At 69.7% G+C, this 15,182-nt stretch carries 11 protein-coding genes; 7 read left to right on the top strand and 4 right to left on the bottom strand.

The features are described from left to right. Positions 1-107: 107 nt before the first annotated feature. The 4 genes from tyrS to AC07NB_RS04545 all read left to right on the top strand — a co-directional run bounded on the left by tyrS (position 108) and on the right by AC07NB_RS04545 (position 3,712). The gene (gene tyrS / locus AC07NB_RS04530; RefSeq protein ID WP_494572170.1) at positions 108-1,364 is read left to right on the top strand and encodes a tyrosine--tRNA ligase; all 1,257 of its coding nucleotides are present in this window, start codon (positions 108-110) and stop codon (positions 1,362-1,364) included. After that, entirely contained in the window at positions 1,364-1,831 is a 468-nt protein-coding gene (locus AC07NB_RS04535; protein WP_494572171.1) for a peroxiredoxin, read from the top strand. The genes tyrS and AC07NB_RS04535 overlap by 1 nt, the downstream gene beginning before the upstream one ends. Positions 1,832-2,028: 197 nt before the next feature. Further along, a complete protein-coding gene (locus tag AC07NB_RS04540; RefSeq protein ID WP_492312921.1) occupies positions 2,029-3,180 on the top strand; it encodes a M23 family metallopeptidase in 1,152 nt (383 codons plus the stop codon). Continuing rightward, positions 3,164-3,712, top strand: a complete 549-nt coding sequence (locus AC07NB_RS04545; protein ID WP_494572172.1) for a bactofilin family protein — start codon at positions 3,164-3,166, stop codon at positions 3,710-3,712. Before AC07NB_RS04540 ends, AC07NB_RS04545 begins: the two co-directional genes overlap by 17 nt. Positions 3,713-3,949: 237 nt before the next feature. Here AC07NB_RS04545 and prfB read toward each other — a convergent pair. The 4 genes from prfB to AC07NB_RS04565 all read right to left on the bottom strand — a co-directional run bounded on the left by prfB (position 3,950) and on the right by AC07NB_RS04565 (position 9,694). Then, a protein-coding gene (gene prfB / locus AC07NB_RS04550) for a peptide chain release factor 2 (protein ID WP_494572173.1) occupies positions 3,950-5,072 on the bottom strand; the annotation gives its coding sequence in 2 pieces (ribosomal slippage) (positions 3,950-5,002 and positions 5,004-5,072; 1,122 coding nt in all). 219 nt (positions 5,073-5,291) lie between these two features. Further along, a complete protein-coding gene (locus tag AC07NB_RS04555; protein WP_494572174.1) occupies positions 5,292-7,742 on the bottom strand; it encodes a penicillin-binding protein 1A in 2,451 nt (816 codons plus the stop codon). Positions 7,743-7,751: 9 nt separating this feature from the next. Continuing rightward, entirely contained in the window at positions 7,752-8,486 is a 735-nt protein-coding gene (locus AC07NB_RS04560) for an exonuclease domain-containing protein (RefSeq protein ID WP_494572175.1), read from the bottom strand. Positions 8,487-8,530: 44 nt separating this feature from the next. Beyond that, the gene (locus AC07NB_RS04565) at positions 8,531-9,694 is read right to left on the bottom strand and encodes an N-acetylmuramoyl-L-alanine amidase family protein (protein WP_494572176.1); all 1,164 of its coding nucleotides are present in this window, start codon (positions 9,692-9,694) and stop codon (positions 8,531-8,533) included. A 522-nt stretch (positions 9,695-10,216) separates the two neighbouring features. Here AC07NB_RS04565 and AC07NB_RS04570 point away from each other — a divergent pair. The 3 genes from AC07NB_RS04570 to AC07NB_RS04580 all read left to right on the top strand — a co-directional run bounded on the left by AC07NB_RS04570 (position 10,217) and on the right by AC07NB_RS04580 (position 15,180). Beyond that, the gene (locus AC07NB_RS04570; protein ID WP_494572559.1) at positions 10,217-12,895 is read left to right on the top strand and encodes an Rne/Rng family ribonuclease; all 2,679 of its coding nucleotides are present in this window, start codon (positions 10,217-10,219) and stop codon (positions 12,893-12,895) included. A 64-nt stretch (positions 12,896-12,959) separates the two neighbouring features. After that, on the top strand, positions 12,960-14,369 hold the full coding sequence (locus AC07NB_RS04575; protein WP_494572508.1) for a M48 family metalloprotease: 1,410 nt from the start codon (positions 12,960-12,962) through the stop codon (positions 14,367-14,369). A gap of 22 nt (positions 14,370-14,391) precedes the next feature. Next, positions 14,392-15,180, top strand: a complete 789-nt coding sequence (locus AC07NB_RS04580; protein WP_494572509.1) for a DsbA family protein — start codon at positions 14,392-14,394, stop codon at positions 15,178-15,180. Positions 15,181-15,182: the final 2 nt, after the last annotated feature.

The raw sequence follows: 15,182 nt of genomic DNA on the forward strand, positions 1-15,182 counted from the left end.
TTACCGCCTCTCGATCTGACGAGCGGCCAGCGAACCCCTGCGCCGCCCCTTCCCCGGCGCGCAAACCCCCAAGACGCCCGCCGGCTTCCCTGCTAACGGAGCCGCCTATGAGCGACCAAGATTTCAAGTCCGACTTCCTGCGCACCCTGCGGGACCGCGGCTACATCCATCAGATCACCCACCCCGTCGAACTGGACGAGGCGGCGTCGACCGGGATCGTCACGGCCTACATCGGCTTCGACGCCACCGCGCCCTCGCTGCACGTCGGCAGCCTGATCCAGATCATGATGCTGCGCCGCCTCCAGCAGGCCGGGCACAAGCCGGTCGTCCTGATGGGCGGCGGCACGACCAAGGTCGGCGACCCGACCGGCAAGGACGCCTCGCGCCCCCAGCTGACCGACGCCGACATCCAGGCCAACATCGGCGGCATCCAGCAGGTCTTCGCCAAATTCCTGACCTTCGGCGACGGCCCGACCGACGCCGTCATGGTCAACAATGACGAATGGCTGTCCCAGTTCGGCTACATCCAGTTCCTGCGCGACTTCGGCACCCACTTCACCGTGAACCGGATGCTGGCGTTCGACTCGGTCAAGCTGCGCCTTGAGCGCGAGCAGCCGATGACCTTCCTTGAGTTCAACTACATGCTGATGCAGTCGGTGGACTTCCTCGAGCTGAACCGCGCCCGCAACGTCACGCTCCAGATGGGCGGTTCGGACCAGTGGGGGAACATCACCTCGGGCGTCGACCTGGTCCGCCGCGTGGACCAGAAGGCCGCCTTCGGCCTGACCACGCCGCTGCTGACCACCGCCTCGGGCGGCAAGATGGGCAAGACGGCCCAGGGCGCGATCTGGCTGAACGCCGACCAGCTGAGCCCCTACGACTACTGGCAGTTCTGGCGCAACGCCGACGACGCCGACGTGGGCAGGTTCCTGCGCCTGTTCACCGACCTGTCGCTGGACGAGATCGCCGCCCTGGAAGCGCTGGAAGGCGCCCGGATCAACGACGCCAAGAAGGCCCTCGCCGACGCCGCCACCACCATGCTGCACGGCGCAGAAGCCGCCGCGACCGCCCGTGCGGCCGCCGAGGGCGCGTTCGAGCGCGGCACCCTGTCCGCCGATCTGCCCACCGTCGAACTGCCGACCGCTGAGGTCATCGGCGCGATGGTCGCCGCGGTCACGACCAAGGCCGGCCTGACCGCGTCCAACGGCGAGGCCCGGCGCCTGGCCCAGGGCGGCGGCCTGCGCCTGAACGACGAGGCGATCGCCGACGGCGCCCGCCTGATCGAGGCCTCGGACGTCAACGCCGACGGCGTGCTGAAGCTGGCGGCGGGCAAGAAGAAGATCGTGCTGGTGAGGCCCGTCTGATGACCGAGATCACCGAAGGCATGAAGGCCCCCGCCTTCGACATGGCCACCGCCGACGGCGGCCGGACCACGCTGGCGGCGCTGAAGGGCAAGACGGTCGTCCTCTACTTCTATCCCAAGGCCGACACCCCCGGCTGCACCACCGAGGGCCAGGACTTCTCGGCCCTGATCGGCGACTTCGAGGCCGCGAACGCCGTGGTCGTCGGCGTCTCGCGCGACCCGGTGAAGAAGCTGGCCCGCTTCCAGGCCAAGTACGACCTCAAGGTCGTGCTGGCCTCGGACGAGCCGGAGGACGTCACCCTGGCCTGGGGCGTCTGGGTCCAGAAGAAGCTCTATGGCCGCGAATACATGGGCATCGAGCGCGCCACCTTCCTGATCGACGGCCAGGGCGTCGTCCGCCGGGTCTGGCGCAAGGTTTCGGTCAAGGGCCACGCGGCCGAAGTTCTCGCGGCCGCAAAGTCGCTCTGACCACGGATCAAAACGCCCGAAACCAGATTCGGGCGGGCCTTCCAAGGTTCGCGCATACGCCTGACAGGCGAAAATCAGACGCGATTACCGTCGTTCTTCGCCTGAAGACGCCTCGGCGTGGTTAACGAGACGTAAAGAGACTTGCCGTCGTCCCCCAGTCGTGGCTCATACCCAGCCGGGCGTGGGGGCGTTTGAGTATGGCCGAGCACGAGGCTGAAGTCAGACGGTCGCTGATCGGGCGCTGGTTCCCGACGCGCTACCTCTATCTTCGCGACGGCGACGACGTGAAAGCCTGGGCGCTGACGCCCGGCCGTCAAATCCTGGGCGCCGCCGGCGCCGTCCTGATCGGCGGCTGGTTCCTGGTCGCCTCGGGCGGCTTCGCCCTGGACATGGTCCGCCAGAGCAACGCCGACCGCACCGTGGCCCGTAGCCGCGCCGAGGCCCAACGCCTGAACGCCGACCTGCAGGCCCGCCTGGACAGCGCCGTGGTGCGCATGACCGCCACCACCGGCTCGCTGGATGAAATGGCCGAGATGGTCGAGCGCCGCCACGCCGCCCTGACCCGGGTCATGACCATGTTCCGCGGCGTCGAGGGCGCTCCCGCCGCCCTGGCCCCCGCCCCGGCCCTGAACGCCGACCGCAACACCCCCGTCCAGCGCATGATCGCCGTGCGCATGGACCAGGAGCGGCTGATCGCCCGCGCCGAAAGCGTGGCCAGCACCCGCGCCGAACGGCTGCGCCTGGCCTTCCGCCTCGCCGGCCTGAACCCCGCCGCCTACGCCCCGCACAACGCCGCCCTGGGCGGGCCGCTGGTCGACGCCGGCGATCCCCGCGCGCTGGGGGCCGTGCTGGACGTGGACGAGGCCTTCGCCGTCCGCATCCGCAACGCGGCCGACAACCTGTCCGACATGCGCCAGCTGGCCGACGCGGCCCAGGGGCTGCCGTTCCGCCGTCCCACCAGCGCGCGGACCACCTCGGGCTACGGCGTCCGCTTCGACCCCTTCAACGGCCGCCCCGCCCTGCACCAGGGCCAGGATTTCGCCGCGCCCCTGAACAGCCCCATCTACGCCACCGCTCCCGGAATCGTGTCTTTTGTCGGTATCCGTTCAGGGTATGGCAACGTCGTTGAGATAGACCACGGTCGCGGTTTCAAGACCCGTTTCGCTCATCTGAACTCCATGGCCGTGCAAGCGGGCCAGCGTGTCGCGCTTGGCCAACGCATCGGCGCCATGGGAACGACAGGACGCTCCACCGGCGTTCACCTGCACTACGAGGTGTGGATGAACGGCCGCCCGCAAAACCCAGCCCGCTTCATGAGAGCCGGAGACCAACTTGTTCAACAAGACTAAATCCCCCGCCCAGCAGCCCCTGTCGCGTTCGGACAGCGGTTCCTCCATTCCGCCGCTGCCCGACCTGCCCGCGCCGGGCGGTTCGTCCGCCGCCACCGCCGCGCCGCGGCCCGCAGCGCCGGCCGTCGCCTCGCGCGGCCTGTCGACCCTGTCGTCGGACCTGCAGTTCGAAGGCAACGTCGGCGGCGCCGGCGACCTGCAGATCGACGGCCAGGTGAAGGGCGACGTGAAGGTCGGCCGTCTGATCGTCGGCGAGACCGGCGCGGTCGAAGGCAATGTCGCCGCCGACTATGTCGAGGTGCGCGGCCGCGTCGTCGGCGCCGTCTCGGGCAAGCAGGTCAAGCTGATCGCCACCGCCTATGTGGACGGCGACATCACCGCCGAGCAGCTGTCGATCGACATCGGCGCCTACTTCCAGGGCCGCGTCCTGCAAGGCCGCCGCGAAGCCCCGCAGGCCACCGCCCCGGCTCCGGCCCCGCGCCCGGTCGAGCCCGCGCCGCACATCATCGACATGAAGCCGCCGGCCGCCTGAGGCGCCCGACCGGCCTGAAAGAAGAAAGGCCCCGGATCGCTCCGGGGCCTTTTGCTTTGGCGGGACGCCTAGTGCGGGCCGTCTCGGACACCGGTGCGGTGAAGTGGTTAGTGGCTAGTGATTAGTGGACGCGACGGCCAACGCTAGGGCGCCCCGTTCGAGAGCGGCTCCCGATCCAAGCCACCCACTAATCACTAACCACTAATCACTTTCCGGCACTCAGCCGGCCGCAGGCCCTCACTCGACCGTGCTGCCCCGCGTCTCACCCACGCGGGCCGCCAGGGCGGCCCCCATGAAGTCGTCGAGGTCCCCGTCCAGCACCCCTTGGGTGTCCGACGTCTCCACGTTGGTCCGCAGGTCCTTGACCATCTGGTACGGCTGCAGGACGTAGCTTCGGATCTGGTGACCCCAGCCGATGTCGGTCTTGGCGTCGGCCAGCGCCTGGGCGGCGGCTTCGCGCTTCTGCAGCTCCAGCTCGTACAGGCGGGCGCGCAGCATCTTCCACGCCTGTTCGCGGTTCTGGTGCTGCGAGCGCCCAGCCTGACAGGCCACGACCGTGTTGGTCGGGATGTGGGTCAGGCGGACGGCGGAGTCGGTCTTGTTGATGTGCTGACCGCCCGCGCCCGAGGCGCGGTAGGTGTCGGTGCGCACGTCCGACGGATTGATGTCGATCTCGATGGCGTCGTCCACCACCGGCGACACCCCGATCGAGGCGAAGGAGGTGTGGCGCTTGGCGGCGGCGTCATAAGGGCTGATGCGCACCAGCCGGTGGACGCCCGATTCCGACTTCAGCCAGCCATAGGCGTTCGGTCCGGTGATCAGGATGGTGGCGGACTTGATGCCCGCCTGTTCGCCCGATTCCTCGGCCTCGATCTCAACCTCGTAGCCGTGGGCGCGGGCCCAGCGGCTGTACATGCGCAGCAGCATGCCGGCCCAGTCGTTGGACTCGGTGCCGCCGGCGCCGGAGTTCACTTCCAGATAGGCGTCATTGCCGTCGGCCTCTCCGGACAGCAGGGCTTCCAGCTCGGCGCGGGCGGCGCGGTCCTTGATCGCCTTCAGGTCGGCGCGCGCGCCGTCCAGGGCGGCCTCGTCGCCTTCCTCATCGGCCATGTCGGCCAGCATGACCCCGTCCTCGAGGCCCTGCTCCATCTCCTTGACGGTATTGATCTGGGCTTCCAGGCGCGAGCGGTCGCGACTGACGGCCTGGGCCTGTTCGGGATTGTCCCACAGCGTCGGATCCTCGACGCGGGCGTTCAGCTCATCGAGCTTTCGAAGCGCGACATCCCAGTCAAAGACGCCTCCTGAGCAGAGCGATGCTCTGCTCGATGTCGGCCTTCATGGCCTCGACATCCGGTCTCATCGCAATCTCCTGCGATCCAAAAGTGAGGCGCGGACATAGAGCGCGTCGCGCACTGTGGCTAGGGGCTAACGACAGGCGGCGGCCTGTGGAAGTGGTTAGTGGATAGTGATTAGTGGATCGCTCGCGGCGATAGCAGCGCTCACCAGGGAAGAACTGACGGCGGCCCCAGCCACCCACTAATCACTATCCACTAACCACTCGTCGTTCCGGCGCCGCCGCTCAGTACAGCCCATCCAGATCCTGCGCCGGTTCCTTCTTGGGCGGCGGCGGAGTGGTGGCCTGGGGCGTGGTGGGCGGTGGCAGGCCGGCGGCCTCCTCCTGCTCGCGGCGCAGCACCTCGTTGTAGTTCTGCGGGCCGAGCGGGATCTCCGGAGCGGGGGCCTGTTCCTCCTCGCGGCGGCGCTCGGTGCCGGGGCGGAAGGCTTCCTCGATGCCGTTCACGGTGCGGAAGATGGCGTTCTTGGGCCGCACGAAAGGCCGCGCCGGGCGCTCGCGCAGGGCCACCTGCATGAAGTCGGTGAACACCGGCACCGGGCCGGTCGCGCCGGTCTCGCCCGAGCCCAGCGGCCGGTTGTCGTCGAAGCCGATGAAGACGCCGACCACGATGTCCGACGAGAAGCCGACGAACCACGCCGAGCGGTACTCGTTGGTCGTGCCGGTCTTGCCGCCGACCCAGCGGCCCAGGCCGCGCGCGGCGGCGCCGGTGCCGCGCTGGACCACGCCTTCGAGCATGGAGCTCACCTGATAGGCGGTGATCGGGTCGATGACCTGCTCGCCCCGCGCTTCCAGCCGCGGCGATTCCTGCCCGCTGAACGCCCGTCCGCATTCGCGGCAGCGGCGGTCGTCGGCGCGGAAGATGGTCTCGCCGTCCCGGTTCTGGACCAGCTCGATCAGGTAGGGATTGACCCGGCGCCCGCCGTTGACGAAGGCGGCGTAGGCGGCGGTGAGGTTGTAGGGCGTGGTCTCCCCCGCCCCCAGCGACACCGACAGGTTCGGCTGCAGGTCGTCGGCCACGCCCATCTTCTCGGCCAGCGAGACGACGTTCTTCATGCCGATGTCCTGCGCCAGGCGCACGGTCATGACGTTGCGCGACAGCTCCAGGCCGCGGCGCAGGGTCTGCGGGCCGTAGTACTCGCGGCTGTAGTTCTCGGGGCTCCAGCGGGTGCCGTTGGGGCCGCCGGCGAAGCTGATCGGCGCGTCCAGCACGATCGAGACCGGGGTGTAGTCCCCCTCCAGCGCCGTCGCATAGACGAAGGGCTTGAAGGCCGAACCCGGCTGACGCCGGGCCTGGGTCGCCCGGTTGAAGCTGGACAGGGCGTAGGAATAGCCGCCGACCATGGCCAGCACCCGGCCCGACTGCGGCTCGATGGCCACCAGGGCGCCGTTCACGCGCGGTACCTGCTTGAGCGCGTACTGCCCGCCTTCGCGCTCGACGAAGATCAGGTCGCCGCGCTTCAGGGGGCGGTTGGCGTTGGCCCAGGCGGCGTCGCCGGTCAGCAGATAGCCGACGCGGTCGTCCTTGGCGCTGCGGATGCGCACGCTGTTGCCGGCCACGTTCTCGACCCCGGCGGCTTCCCAGCTGCGGCGCTCGGGCGGGCGGGTGCCGGCCAGGGCCGTGCGCTGCCAGCCCTCGGCGAAATCGGTCGTGCCCCAGGCGCCGCGCCAGCCGTGGCGACGGTCGTAGTTCTCGAGCCCCTTCATCAGGGCGTCGCGCGCCGCCGACTGCAGCTTGGGATCCAGGGTGGTGCGCAGGTAGTAGCCGCCGCGGTTGACCTCCTCGGCGCCGAAGCGGCGGATAGCCTGGCGGCGCGCCTCCTCGACGAAGAAGTCGGCGTCGGCGTACTGGGCCCGGCGCGGCGCGTCCTGGGCGACCAGCGGGCGGGCGCGGGCGGTCGCCACCTGTTCCGGCGTCAGGAAGCCGTTTTCGCCCATCTCGCCCAGCACCCAGTCCCGGCGGCCCTTGGCCGCGCCCGGGTGGCGCTTGGGATGGTAGTTGTTCGGCCCCTTGGGCAGGGAAGCCAGGAAGGCCGCCTCGTCCGGCGTCAGCTGATCCAGCGACTTGCCGAAGTAGTTGTAGGCGGCCGCGGCCACGCCATAGGAGCGATAGCCGAGGAAGATCTCGTTCAGATACAACTCGAGGATCTGCTGCTTGGACAGGGTCGCTTCCAGCCGGTTGGCCAGGATGGCTTCCTTGACCTTGCGGTTGATGCTGCTCTCGTTGGTCAACAGGACGTTCTTGGCGACCTGCTGGGTGATGGTCGAGCCGCCCTCCAGACGCCGCCCGGTGGCAGCGTTGAAGACGTTCTTGAACATCGCCCGGCCCAGACCCGACACATCGATGCCGCCGTGTTCGAAGAAGCGGCTGTCCTCGGCGGACAGGAAGGCCTGGATCACCGGCAGCGGGATCTGCTCATAAGGCACATAGATGCGGCGCTCGTCCGAGAACTCGCCGATCAGGGTGCCGTCGCCGGCGTAGACCCGGGTCGCCGTGGCCGGGCGGTAGTCCGCCAGTTCGGACGCGTCGGGCAGGTCGTGGAACAGCCAGGCGGCGTAGACGGTGACGATCAGGCCCGCGAGCGTGATCGCGCCCAGCAGGGCCACGCCCGCCAGGACGAACCAGCGTTCGGCGATCTTGACGCCCGTGATGTTCGGAAAGCGCGCTTGCGGCATGAAACCGCTTTAGCCCGCGTCGGTCGCGTTCGCCAGAGCACCCGTCGCCGCCGTTGCACGACGTTCCAGTTCCTGTCGCGCGGCGGCCACGACATCGGCGTCCATGTCCGACTGCCCGGCCATCCAGCGCAGATAGTCGGCGGGGGCCTCGGTCCAGCGGCTCCCGCGATGTTTGCCGAACGGGATCTTGTCCAGACGGCGGGGTTCGCGCGTCCACTGGATCATCTGTTCGACCGTCGCCTCCTTCAGCAGATCGATCAGCAGATGCGCCGTGACCCAGGCGTCCGGCCCCGCCCGGTGGGCCGGATTGGCCAGCGCCGGGTCCAGCTTCAGCTGCCGCCAGTAGCGCAGCACCTGGTTGGAATGGCCCGGCGCTTGAGGCCAGACCGCCTTGGCCGAGCGCACGGTGCAGATCCACGGCAGGCCGCCGTGGGCCGTGTCGGCGATGAAGCCGCGTTCGAAATTGGCCGCATGGGCGACCATGACGTCCGCCGGCTCGGCGAACATCGCGCGCAGGGCGTACTCGTCGCAGTGCGGGTCGGCCTCGTGGAAATCGTCGGGGGTGATGTGGTGCACCGCCATGGCGTGCACCGAGATCTCGCCCCGCGGCCGGAACAGCTTCGTCACCGGCGGCAGGGCCTTCCAGCCCGCCCCGTCCGGCACGACGTCGACGATGCCGACCTCTATGATTTCGGCGGTCCGGTCTCCGCCGGAGGTTTCCAGATCCACGACACGCAGGCGCATGAATTCCAGATAGTCGGTTCAGCGCCCGGGCGCGAGCCTGGCCGTCAGGGTCGCCCGGCCTCGCTGGTCGAGGCGACCTGCAGCGCGCCGGTCGGGGCGGCGAAATAGGCGTCGATGCCCGACGCCACGGCGCGCATCAGGCGGCGGCGCGCCCGGACGTCGGTCAGCAGCCGCTCATCCTCGGGATTGGTGATGTAGCCCATCTCGAGCAGGACGGCGGGCACGTCGGGGGCCAGCAGCACGGCCAGGCCGGCGTCGCGGTGGCTGCGGCGCAGCAGCGGACGGTCCGAACTCTCGATCTCGGTCAGCAGGGTGCGGGCCAGCACGGCCGAGCGGTTCTGGGTGGCGCGCTGGGTCATGTCCAGCAGGATGCGGTCCACCGAGGCGTCGCGGCCCGGCAGGTTCAGGCTGCGGTGCCAGTTCTCGTCGCGGGTGATCTCGCGCACGGCCCGGCCCGCGCCCTGTTCCGACAGGGTGTAGACGCTGGCGCCGCGCGTGGCCGGATCGGCCAGGGCGTCGGCGTGCAGGGAGATGAACAGGTCCGCCCCCGCCTGACGGGCGATGGCCACCCGGCGGTTCAGTCCCACATAGACATCGGTGTCCCGGGTCAAGCGCACCCGATAGCGGCCCGAGCGCTCCAGCTCCTGCTTCAGGGCCAGGGCGGCGGCCAGGGTCACGTCGGCTTCCTCGGCATGCGCGCCGCGCGCGCCGGGGTCGCGGCCGCCGTGGCCGGCGTCGATGAAGATCAGGGGGCGTTCTGCCGGACGCGGCGCGGCGGGAGCTGCACGGCGCGGCGCGGTCGGGGCGCGGCCGGTGGCCTTCAGGTCGATGACATAGCGATAGTGCTGCACCCCGTCGCCGGGCGGCAGCAGGAAGCGGCGTTCGATCTCGGCGCTGACGGCCAGGTCCAGCTCGACGCGCGAGGAGGCGCCGGAGCCCGCCACGCGATAGCCGCGCACCAGGCCCACGCCGGTCCCGGACAGGCCGCGTTGCGGCGCCACGCCCGACAGGGCCACGATCACCCGCCCGTCGCCGCCCGGCCGGATCACTTCGCCGCGCGAGGTGCGGTCCAGATCCACGACCACGCGGGTGCGTTCGGCGTCGCCGCCGAAGCGGACGCGCATCACTTCACCCACGGCGCCCGACGCCAGGCCGCGCCCGGCGATCAGCACGGCGGCGCAGAAGACGACGAAGGCGAGCGCCGTCATCGCCCACTCGCGGAGGCCCCACTGCGACAGCCTGATACGCGCGAAAGCGCCCATTGCGACGAACAACCCACCATTATGGTTGCCGTGACCATGCACGAACGTCGTCGCCAACGGGTTAAGGCGAAGTCCGCTTTTAATTCACATTTCCAGTGACTATGCTCTGTGCGCTGGCGAAATGATCGCGTCCCCCCGTTTGACGGAACCGGGATGCGCCCTCCTCACAGCGCTGCTTTCACTGAATCCGAGGGTCGCCCGGCCACAAGGCGCCGACGACCCGACGAACCGGATCCGCATCGCCGCCTTATAGACAGGCGCGGAAGGGTCCAGGACCGAACCGACCCATGGGCGCATACGCCAGCCTCAACCTCCGGTCAGCATCGACCGACTCCGCCCGCGGCGTCCGCCGTGGCGACGAGGCTGCGCCTGCCTGCGCCCCCCTCCCCCTACCCATTCGGCGAGCCGCCGCGTCCCTCAGCCACGCGCTGACCGGACCGGCCCGAGCGCGCCAGAGAGAGACTACTGATGTCAAAGACCATGTTGATCGACGCGGCGCACGCGGAAGAAACGCGCGTCGCGATCGTCGAGGGCCGCCAGGTCGAGGAATTCGACTTTGAATCCCGCTCGAAGCGTCAGCTTCGGGGCAACATCTATCTCGCCAAGGTCACCCGCGTAGAGCCCAGCCTGCAGGCGGCGTTCGTCGAATACGGCGGCAACCGCCACGGCTTCCTGGCCTTCAACGAGATCCACCCCGACTATTACCAGATCCCGGTCGCCGACCGTGAAGCCATCATGGCCGAGGCCCACTCGGACGATGACGACCACGACGACCTGGGCCGCGACAGCGACGACGGCGACCACGAAGGCGGTCTGGCCGACGAGGAGCGCCTGAAGCGCCGCCTGATGCGCCGCTACAAGATCCAGGACGTCATCAAGCGCCGCCAGATCCTGCTGGTGCAGGTCGTCAAGGACGAGCGCGGCGGCAAGGGCGCGGCCCTGACCACCTGGCTGTCGCTGGCCGGCCGCTACTGCGTGCTGATGCCCAACACCGGCAAGGGCGGCGGCATCAGCCGCAAGATCACCCAGGCGTCGGACCGCAAGCGCCTGAAGGCCGCCGCGGCCGCCCTGCATGTGCCGCAGGGCATGGGCCTGATCATCCGCACCGCCGGCGCCAAGCGCACCAAGGCCGAGATCAAGCGCGACTATGAGTACCTGCTGCGCCTGTGGGAGACGATCCGCGAGACCACCCTGGCCTCCAACGCCCCGGCCCTGATCTACGAGGAAGAGAACCTCGTCCGCCGCGCCGTGCGCGACATGTTCGACAAGGACTTCGACGGCATCCAGGTCGAGGGCGTGCAGGGCTTCAAGGAAGCGCGCGACTTCATGCGGGTGCTGATGCCCTCGCAGGCCAAGAAGGTGCACCTGTACCAGGGCTCGCGTCCGCTGTTCGCCTCGAACGGCATCGAGGAGATGCTGACCCAGATCCACCAGCCGACCGTGCCGCTGAAGTCGGGCGGCTATCTGGTGATCAACCAGACCGAGGCGCTGGTCGCCATCGACGTCAACTCCGGCCGCGCCACCAAGGAGCGCAACGTCGAGGCCACCGCCTTCAAGACGAACATGGAGGCCGCCGCCGAGGCCGCCCGCCAGCTACGCCTGCGCGACCTCGCCGGCCTGATCGTCATCGACTTCATCGATATGGAGGAGTCGAAGAACAACCGCGCCGTCGAGAAGGTGCTGAAGGACGCGCTGGCCAAGGACCGCGCCCGCATCCAGATGGGCCGCATCTCGGGCTTCGGCCTGATGGAGATCAGCCGCCAGCGTCGCCGCCTCGGCGTGATCGAGGGCGCGACCGAAGTCTGCCCGCACTGCCAGGGCGCCGGCCGCATCCGCTCGGCTGAGAGCGCCGCGCTGGTCACCCTGCGCGCCGTCGACATCGAGGCCGGCAAGAACGGCGCGGGTTCGGTGAACCTGCGCGTCTGCACCGCGGTCGCCCTCTACATCCTGAACCACAAGCGCGACTATCTGCAGAGCCTGCTGATCCAGCGCGGCCTGAACGTCGTGATCCTGATCGACGACACCCTGGGCCAGGGCGAAAGCACGATCGAGCGGACCGAGACCAACGAGGACTTCTCGCCGCCGGAAGGCGCCGAGCCCTTCATCGACCTGGACGACGATTTCGACGACAGCGCCTACGCCGATGAGGACGAGGACGACGACGAGATCATCGAGGACGATGACGACGCCGAAGACCTGGACCGCGAGGACAGCGACGACGACGAGCCGCGCGAGCGCGCCGAGCGTCACGACGGCGAGCGCGGCCGCGGCCGTGGCCGCCGCCGTCGCGGCGGTCGCCGTGACGAGGCCGACGCCCCCGCCGCCGCTGACGCCGAAGACGGCGCGCCGGTCGCCCTGGCCGATGACGAGGACGACGGCGAGGGCGGACGCCGCCGCCGCCGCGGCCGCCGCGGCGGCCGCCGGATGCGCGAGGAAGGCGGCGCCGCCGCCGAGCGTGACTCCTTCTTCTGGGTTCGCGGCCGCACGCCGTCGCTGGACGACCCCTATGTCTGGTTCGACCCCATCAACCCCGAGCGCGCGCCGCGCACCGAGGATTCGGGCGCTGAAACCGAGGCCGCCGACGTCGACGAAGTGGTCGGTGAACGTCCCGAGGGCGAAATCGGCGGCGAGCGCGGCGGACGTTCGCGTCGTCGTCGCGGCCGCGGCCGCGGCCGGGATCGCGGTTCGGAAGCCGGCCTGACCCACGAGGTGAAGGTCGAGACCCGCGCCACCAACGAAGGCATGCCCGCCGACGGTTCGCCCGACACCCCGTCGGCCGTGATCATCCCGGACGCCGAGATCGAGGCCGAGGCCGCGCCGGTCGCCATCCCGGAAGAGCCCAAGCGCCGCCGCGTGCGCCGCAAGGTCTCCGCCTCGGCCACCGAGCATTCGGACGTCGCGCCGGTCTCGGCCGTCGAGCCGAACGAGGCCGAGCCGGAAGGCGAACCCGCCGTTCTCGACATCGAGCCGGACGCGCCGGTCGTCACCCCCGAGCCGGTCGCCGCGCCCGAGCCGGTTCCGGCCCCGGTCGTCGAACGCGTCGAACCGCCCAAGCCTGAAGTCGACGTGGCCGCCCTGATCGCGGAAGATCCCGCCCAGATCGCGGCCCCGCCCGAAAAGCCGAAGCGTGGATGGTGGCGCCGCTGAAAGGCCGCGATTAGATTGTGAGCATCACAACGGACGGGGGCGTCCGGGTCTTGAGGAGTTCGCCATGTCCTGGCTGTCCCGAAACGCCGCCCGCCTGATCGGCGCAGCGACCGCCGTCGGCCTAGTGCTGACGGCGGCCTCCCCCGCCGCCGCCCAGAGCGCCATTCGCGACACCGAGATCGAGGCGATCATCCACGACTGGTCCGCCCCCGTGTTCACGGCCATGGGGCTGGAGCCGGACGAGGTCGAGATCCTGCTGATCAACGAGAACGACCTGAACGCCTTCGCCACGCGCGGGCGGATCATCGGCGTCAACACCGGCCTGATCCTGCGCACCCGCAACGCCAATGAGCTGCTGGGCGTGATCGCCCACGAAGCCGGGCACGTGAAGAACCGCCACACCCTGCGGGACGGCGCCCAGAACGCGGGCATGCAGCCGATGCTGATGACCATGGCCCTGGGCGCCCTGGCCATCGCCGCGGGCGCGCCGGACGCGGGCGCGGTCCTGCTGGGCAACAGCCAGTATTTCGGCACCCTCAGCGCCCTGCGCTACATGACCCACCAGGAAGGCGAGGCCGACAACAGCGGGGCCCGCGCGCTGGAACGGGCCGGCGAATCGGGCCGGGGGCTGCTGACCTTCTTCGAGAATTTCCGCTCGCAGGAAGTCTTCTCCGACGCCCGCCGCTATCCCTATTTCCGCAGCCACCCGTTGTCGTCGGACCGGATCGAGAACCTGCGCCGCCTGGTCGCCGAACAGCCCCACTACGACCATCAGGACAGCCCCGAGCGCGTCGCCCAGCACGCCCTGATCCTGGCCAAGATCCACGCCTTCATGGATGCGCCCAACACGACCCTGCGCGCCTATCCCGAAACCGACGAAAGCCTGCCGGGCCGCTACGCCCGCGTCATCGCCTGGTATCGCGACGGTCAGACCGAGAAGGCGCTGGCCGCGGTCGACGTCCTGCTGACCGAACAGCCCCAGAACCCCTATTTCTGGGAGCTGAAGGGCCAGATCCTGTTCGAGGAAGGCCGTCCGGCCGAAGCCATCGGCGCCCACCAGCGCGCGGTCGATCTGAAGCCCGACGCCCCGCTGCTCCGCATCAACCTGGCCCACGCCATGCTCGAGACCCGGGACCCGGCCCAGATCGAGCTCGCCGTCGACCAGCTGAAGCGCGCCACCGCGCTGGAGAGCGACAACTCCATGGGCTGGCGCCTGCTGTCCCAGGCCTACGCCAGCCAGGGCAAGGAGGGCGAGGCCCGCCTGGCCTCGGCCGAGATGTATTTCGCCCTCGGCGCCAAGACGCAGGCGACCCAGTTCGCCCTGCGCGCGCGAGACATGCTGACGCCGGGCAGCAACGAATGGACCCGGGCGATGGACATCGTCTTCGCCTCGGGCGCCACCCAGGACGACGTCGATGACGTCGACCGCCGCAACAGCCGCAACCGCCCGGTCGTCGTTCCCGCCGCCGGCTGATTCTTTTCTCACGGAAGACCGCATGACCGATACGCCCGAGCCCCAGGCCGATGTCCCCGCGCCGCGCCCGTTCCTGAGCGGCCTGAGCACCGGAAAGGCGGCCCTCGCGGTCTCGGTGGTGGCCCTGGCGCTGGCGGCCTTCCCTTATTTCGGCGGTGGGACCTCGGACGCCCGCATCCGCGCCTACCTGCTCAACAATCCCGAAGTGATGCAGGAGATGAGCACCGCCCTGCAGATCAAGTCCGATTCCCAACTGGCCGACAGCATCACGCGCCGCGCCGCCGCCAGCCCGTCCCTGCTGACCGTCGACGCCCGCGACCCCGCGTTCGGCCCGGTCGACGCCAAGGTGACGGTGATCGAATTCTTCGACTTCCGCTGCCCTGGCTGCAAGCAGACCGCGCCCGAGGTCCTGCGCATGATGCAGGCCCATCCGGACGTGCGCTTCGTGTTCAAGGACTGGCCGATCCTGGATCGCGGCGATCCCGCCGGTCCGTCCCACTACGCCGCGCGCGCCGCCCAGGCCGCCCATGACCAGGGCAAATACCTGCCGGTGTTCCGCGCCCTGATGTCCGAAGGCGACCTGACGCCCGAGTCGGTGGACGCCATCATGGTCGCCAACGGCGTCACCCTTGAAGCCGCCCACGCCGCCATCGGCAGCCCCGAGATGACCCGGCACCTGACCGACACCCACACGGCCGCCTCGGCCCTGGGCCTTCAGGGCACGCCGACCTTCATCATCAACGGGCGCGCCGTGGCCAGCATCCAGCCCGCCGCGCTGGAAGCGGCGATCCGGGAAGCCAAGAGCCGCTAGAC

Source organism: Brevundimonas sp. GW821-FHT09G01, from assembly GCF_059416065.1.

Excerpts from the sequence above, each read along its gene's own strand:
- AC07NB_RS04540 (WP_492312921.1), top strand. The coding sequence starts at position 2,029 with ATGGCCGAGCACGAGGCTGAAGTCAGACGGTCGCTGATCGGGCGCTGG.
- tyrS (WP_494572170.1), top strand. The coding sequence starts at position 108 with ATGAGCGACCAAGATTTCAAGTCCGACTTCCTGCGCACCCTGCGGGAC.
- AC07NB_RS04570 (WP_494572559.1), top strand. The coding sequence starts at position 10,217 with ATGTCAAAGACCATGTTGATCGACGCGGCGCACGCGGAAGAAACGCGC.
- AC07NB_RS04580 (WP_494572509.1), top strand. The coding sequence starts at position 14,392 with ATGACCGATACGCCCGAGCCCCAGGCCGATGTCCCCGCGCCGCGCCCG.
- AC07NB_RS04555 (WP_494572174.1), bottom strand. The coding sequence starts at position 7,742 with ATGCCGCAAGCGCGCTTTCCGAACATCACGGGCGTCAAGATCGCCGAA.
- AC07NB_RS04575 (WP_494572508.1), top strand. The coding sequence starts at position 12,960 with ATGTCCTGGCTGTCCCGAAACGCCGCCCGCCTGATCGGCGCAGCGACC.
- AC07NB_RS04560 (WP_494572175.1), bottom strand. The coding sequence starts at position 8,486 with ATGCGCCTGCGTGTCGTGGATCTGGAAACCTCCGGCGGAGACCGGACC.
- AC07NB_RS04535 (WP_494572171.1), top strand. The coding sequence starts at position 1,364 with ATGACCGAGATCACCGAAGGCATGAAGGCCCCCGCCTTCGACATGGCC.
- AC07NB_RS04565 (WP_494572176.1), bottom strand. The coding sequence starts at position 9,694 with ATGACGGCGCTCGCCTTCGTCGTCTTCTGCGCCGCCGTGCTGATCGCC.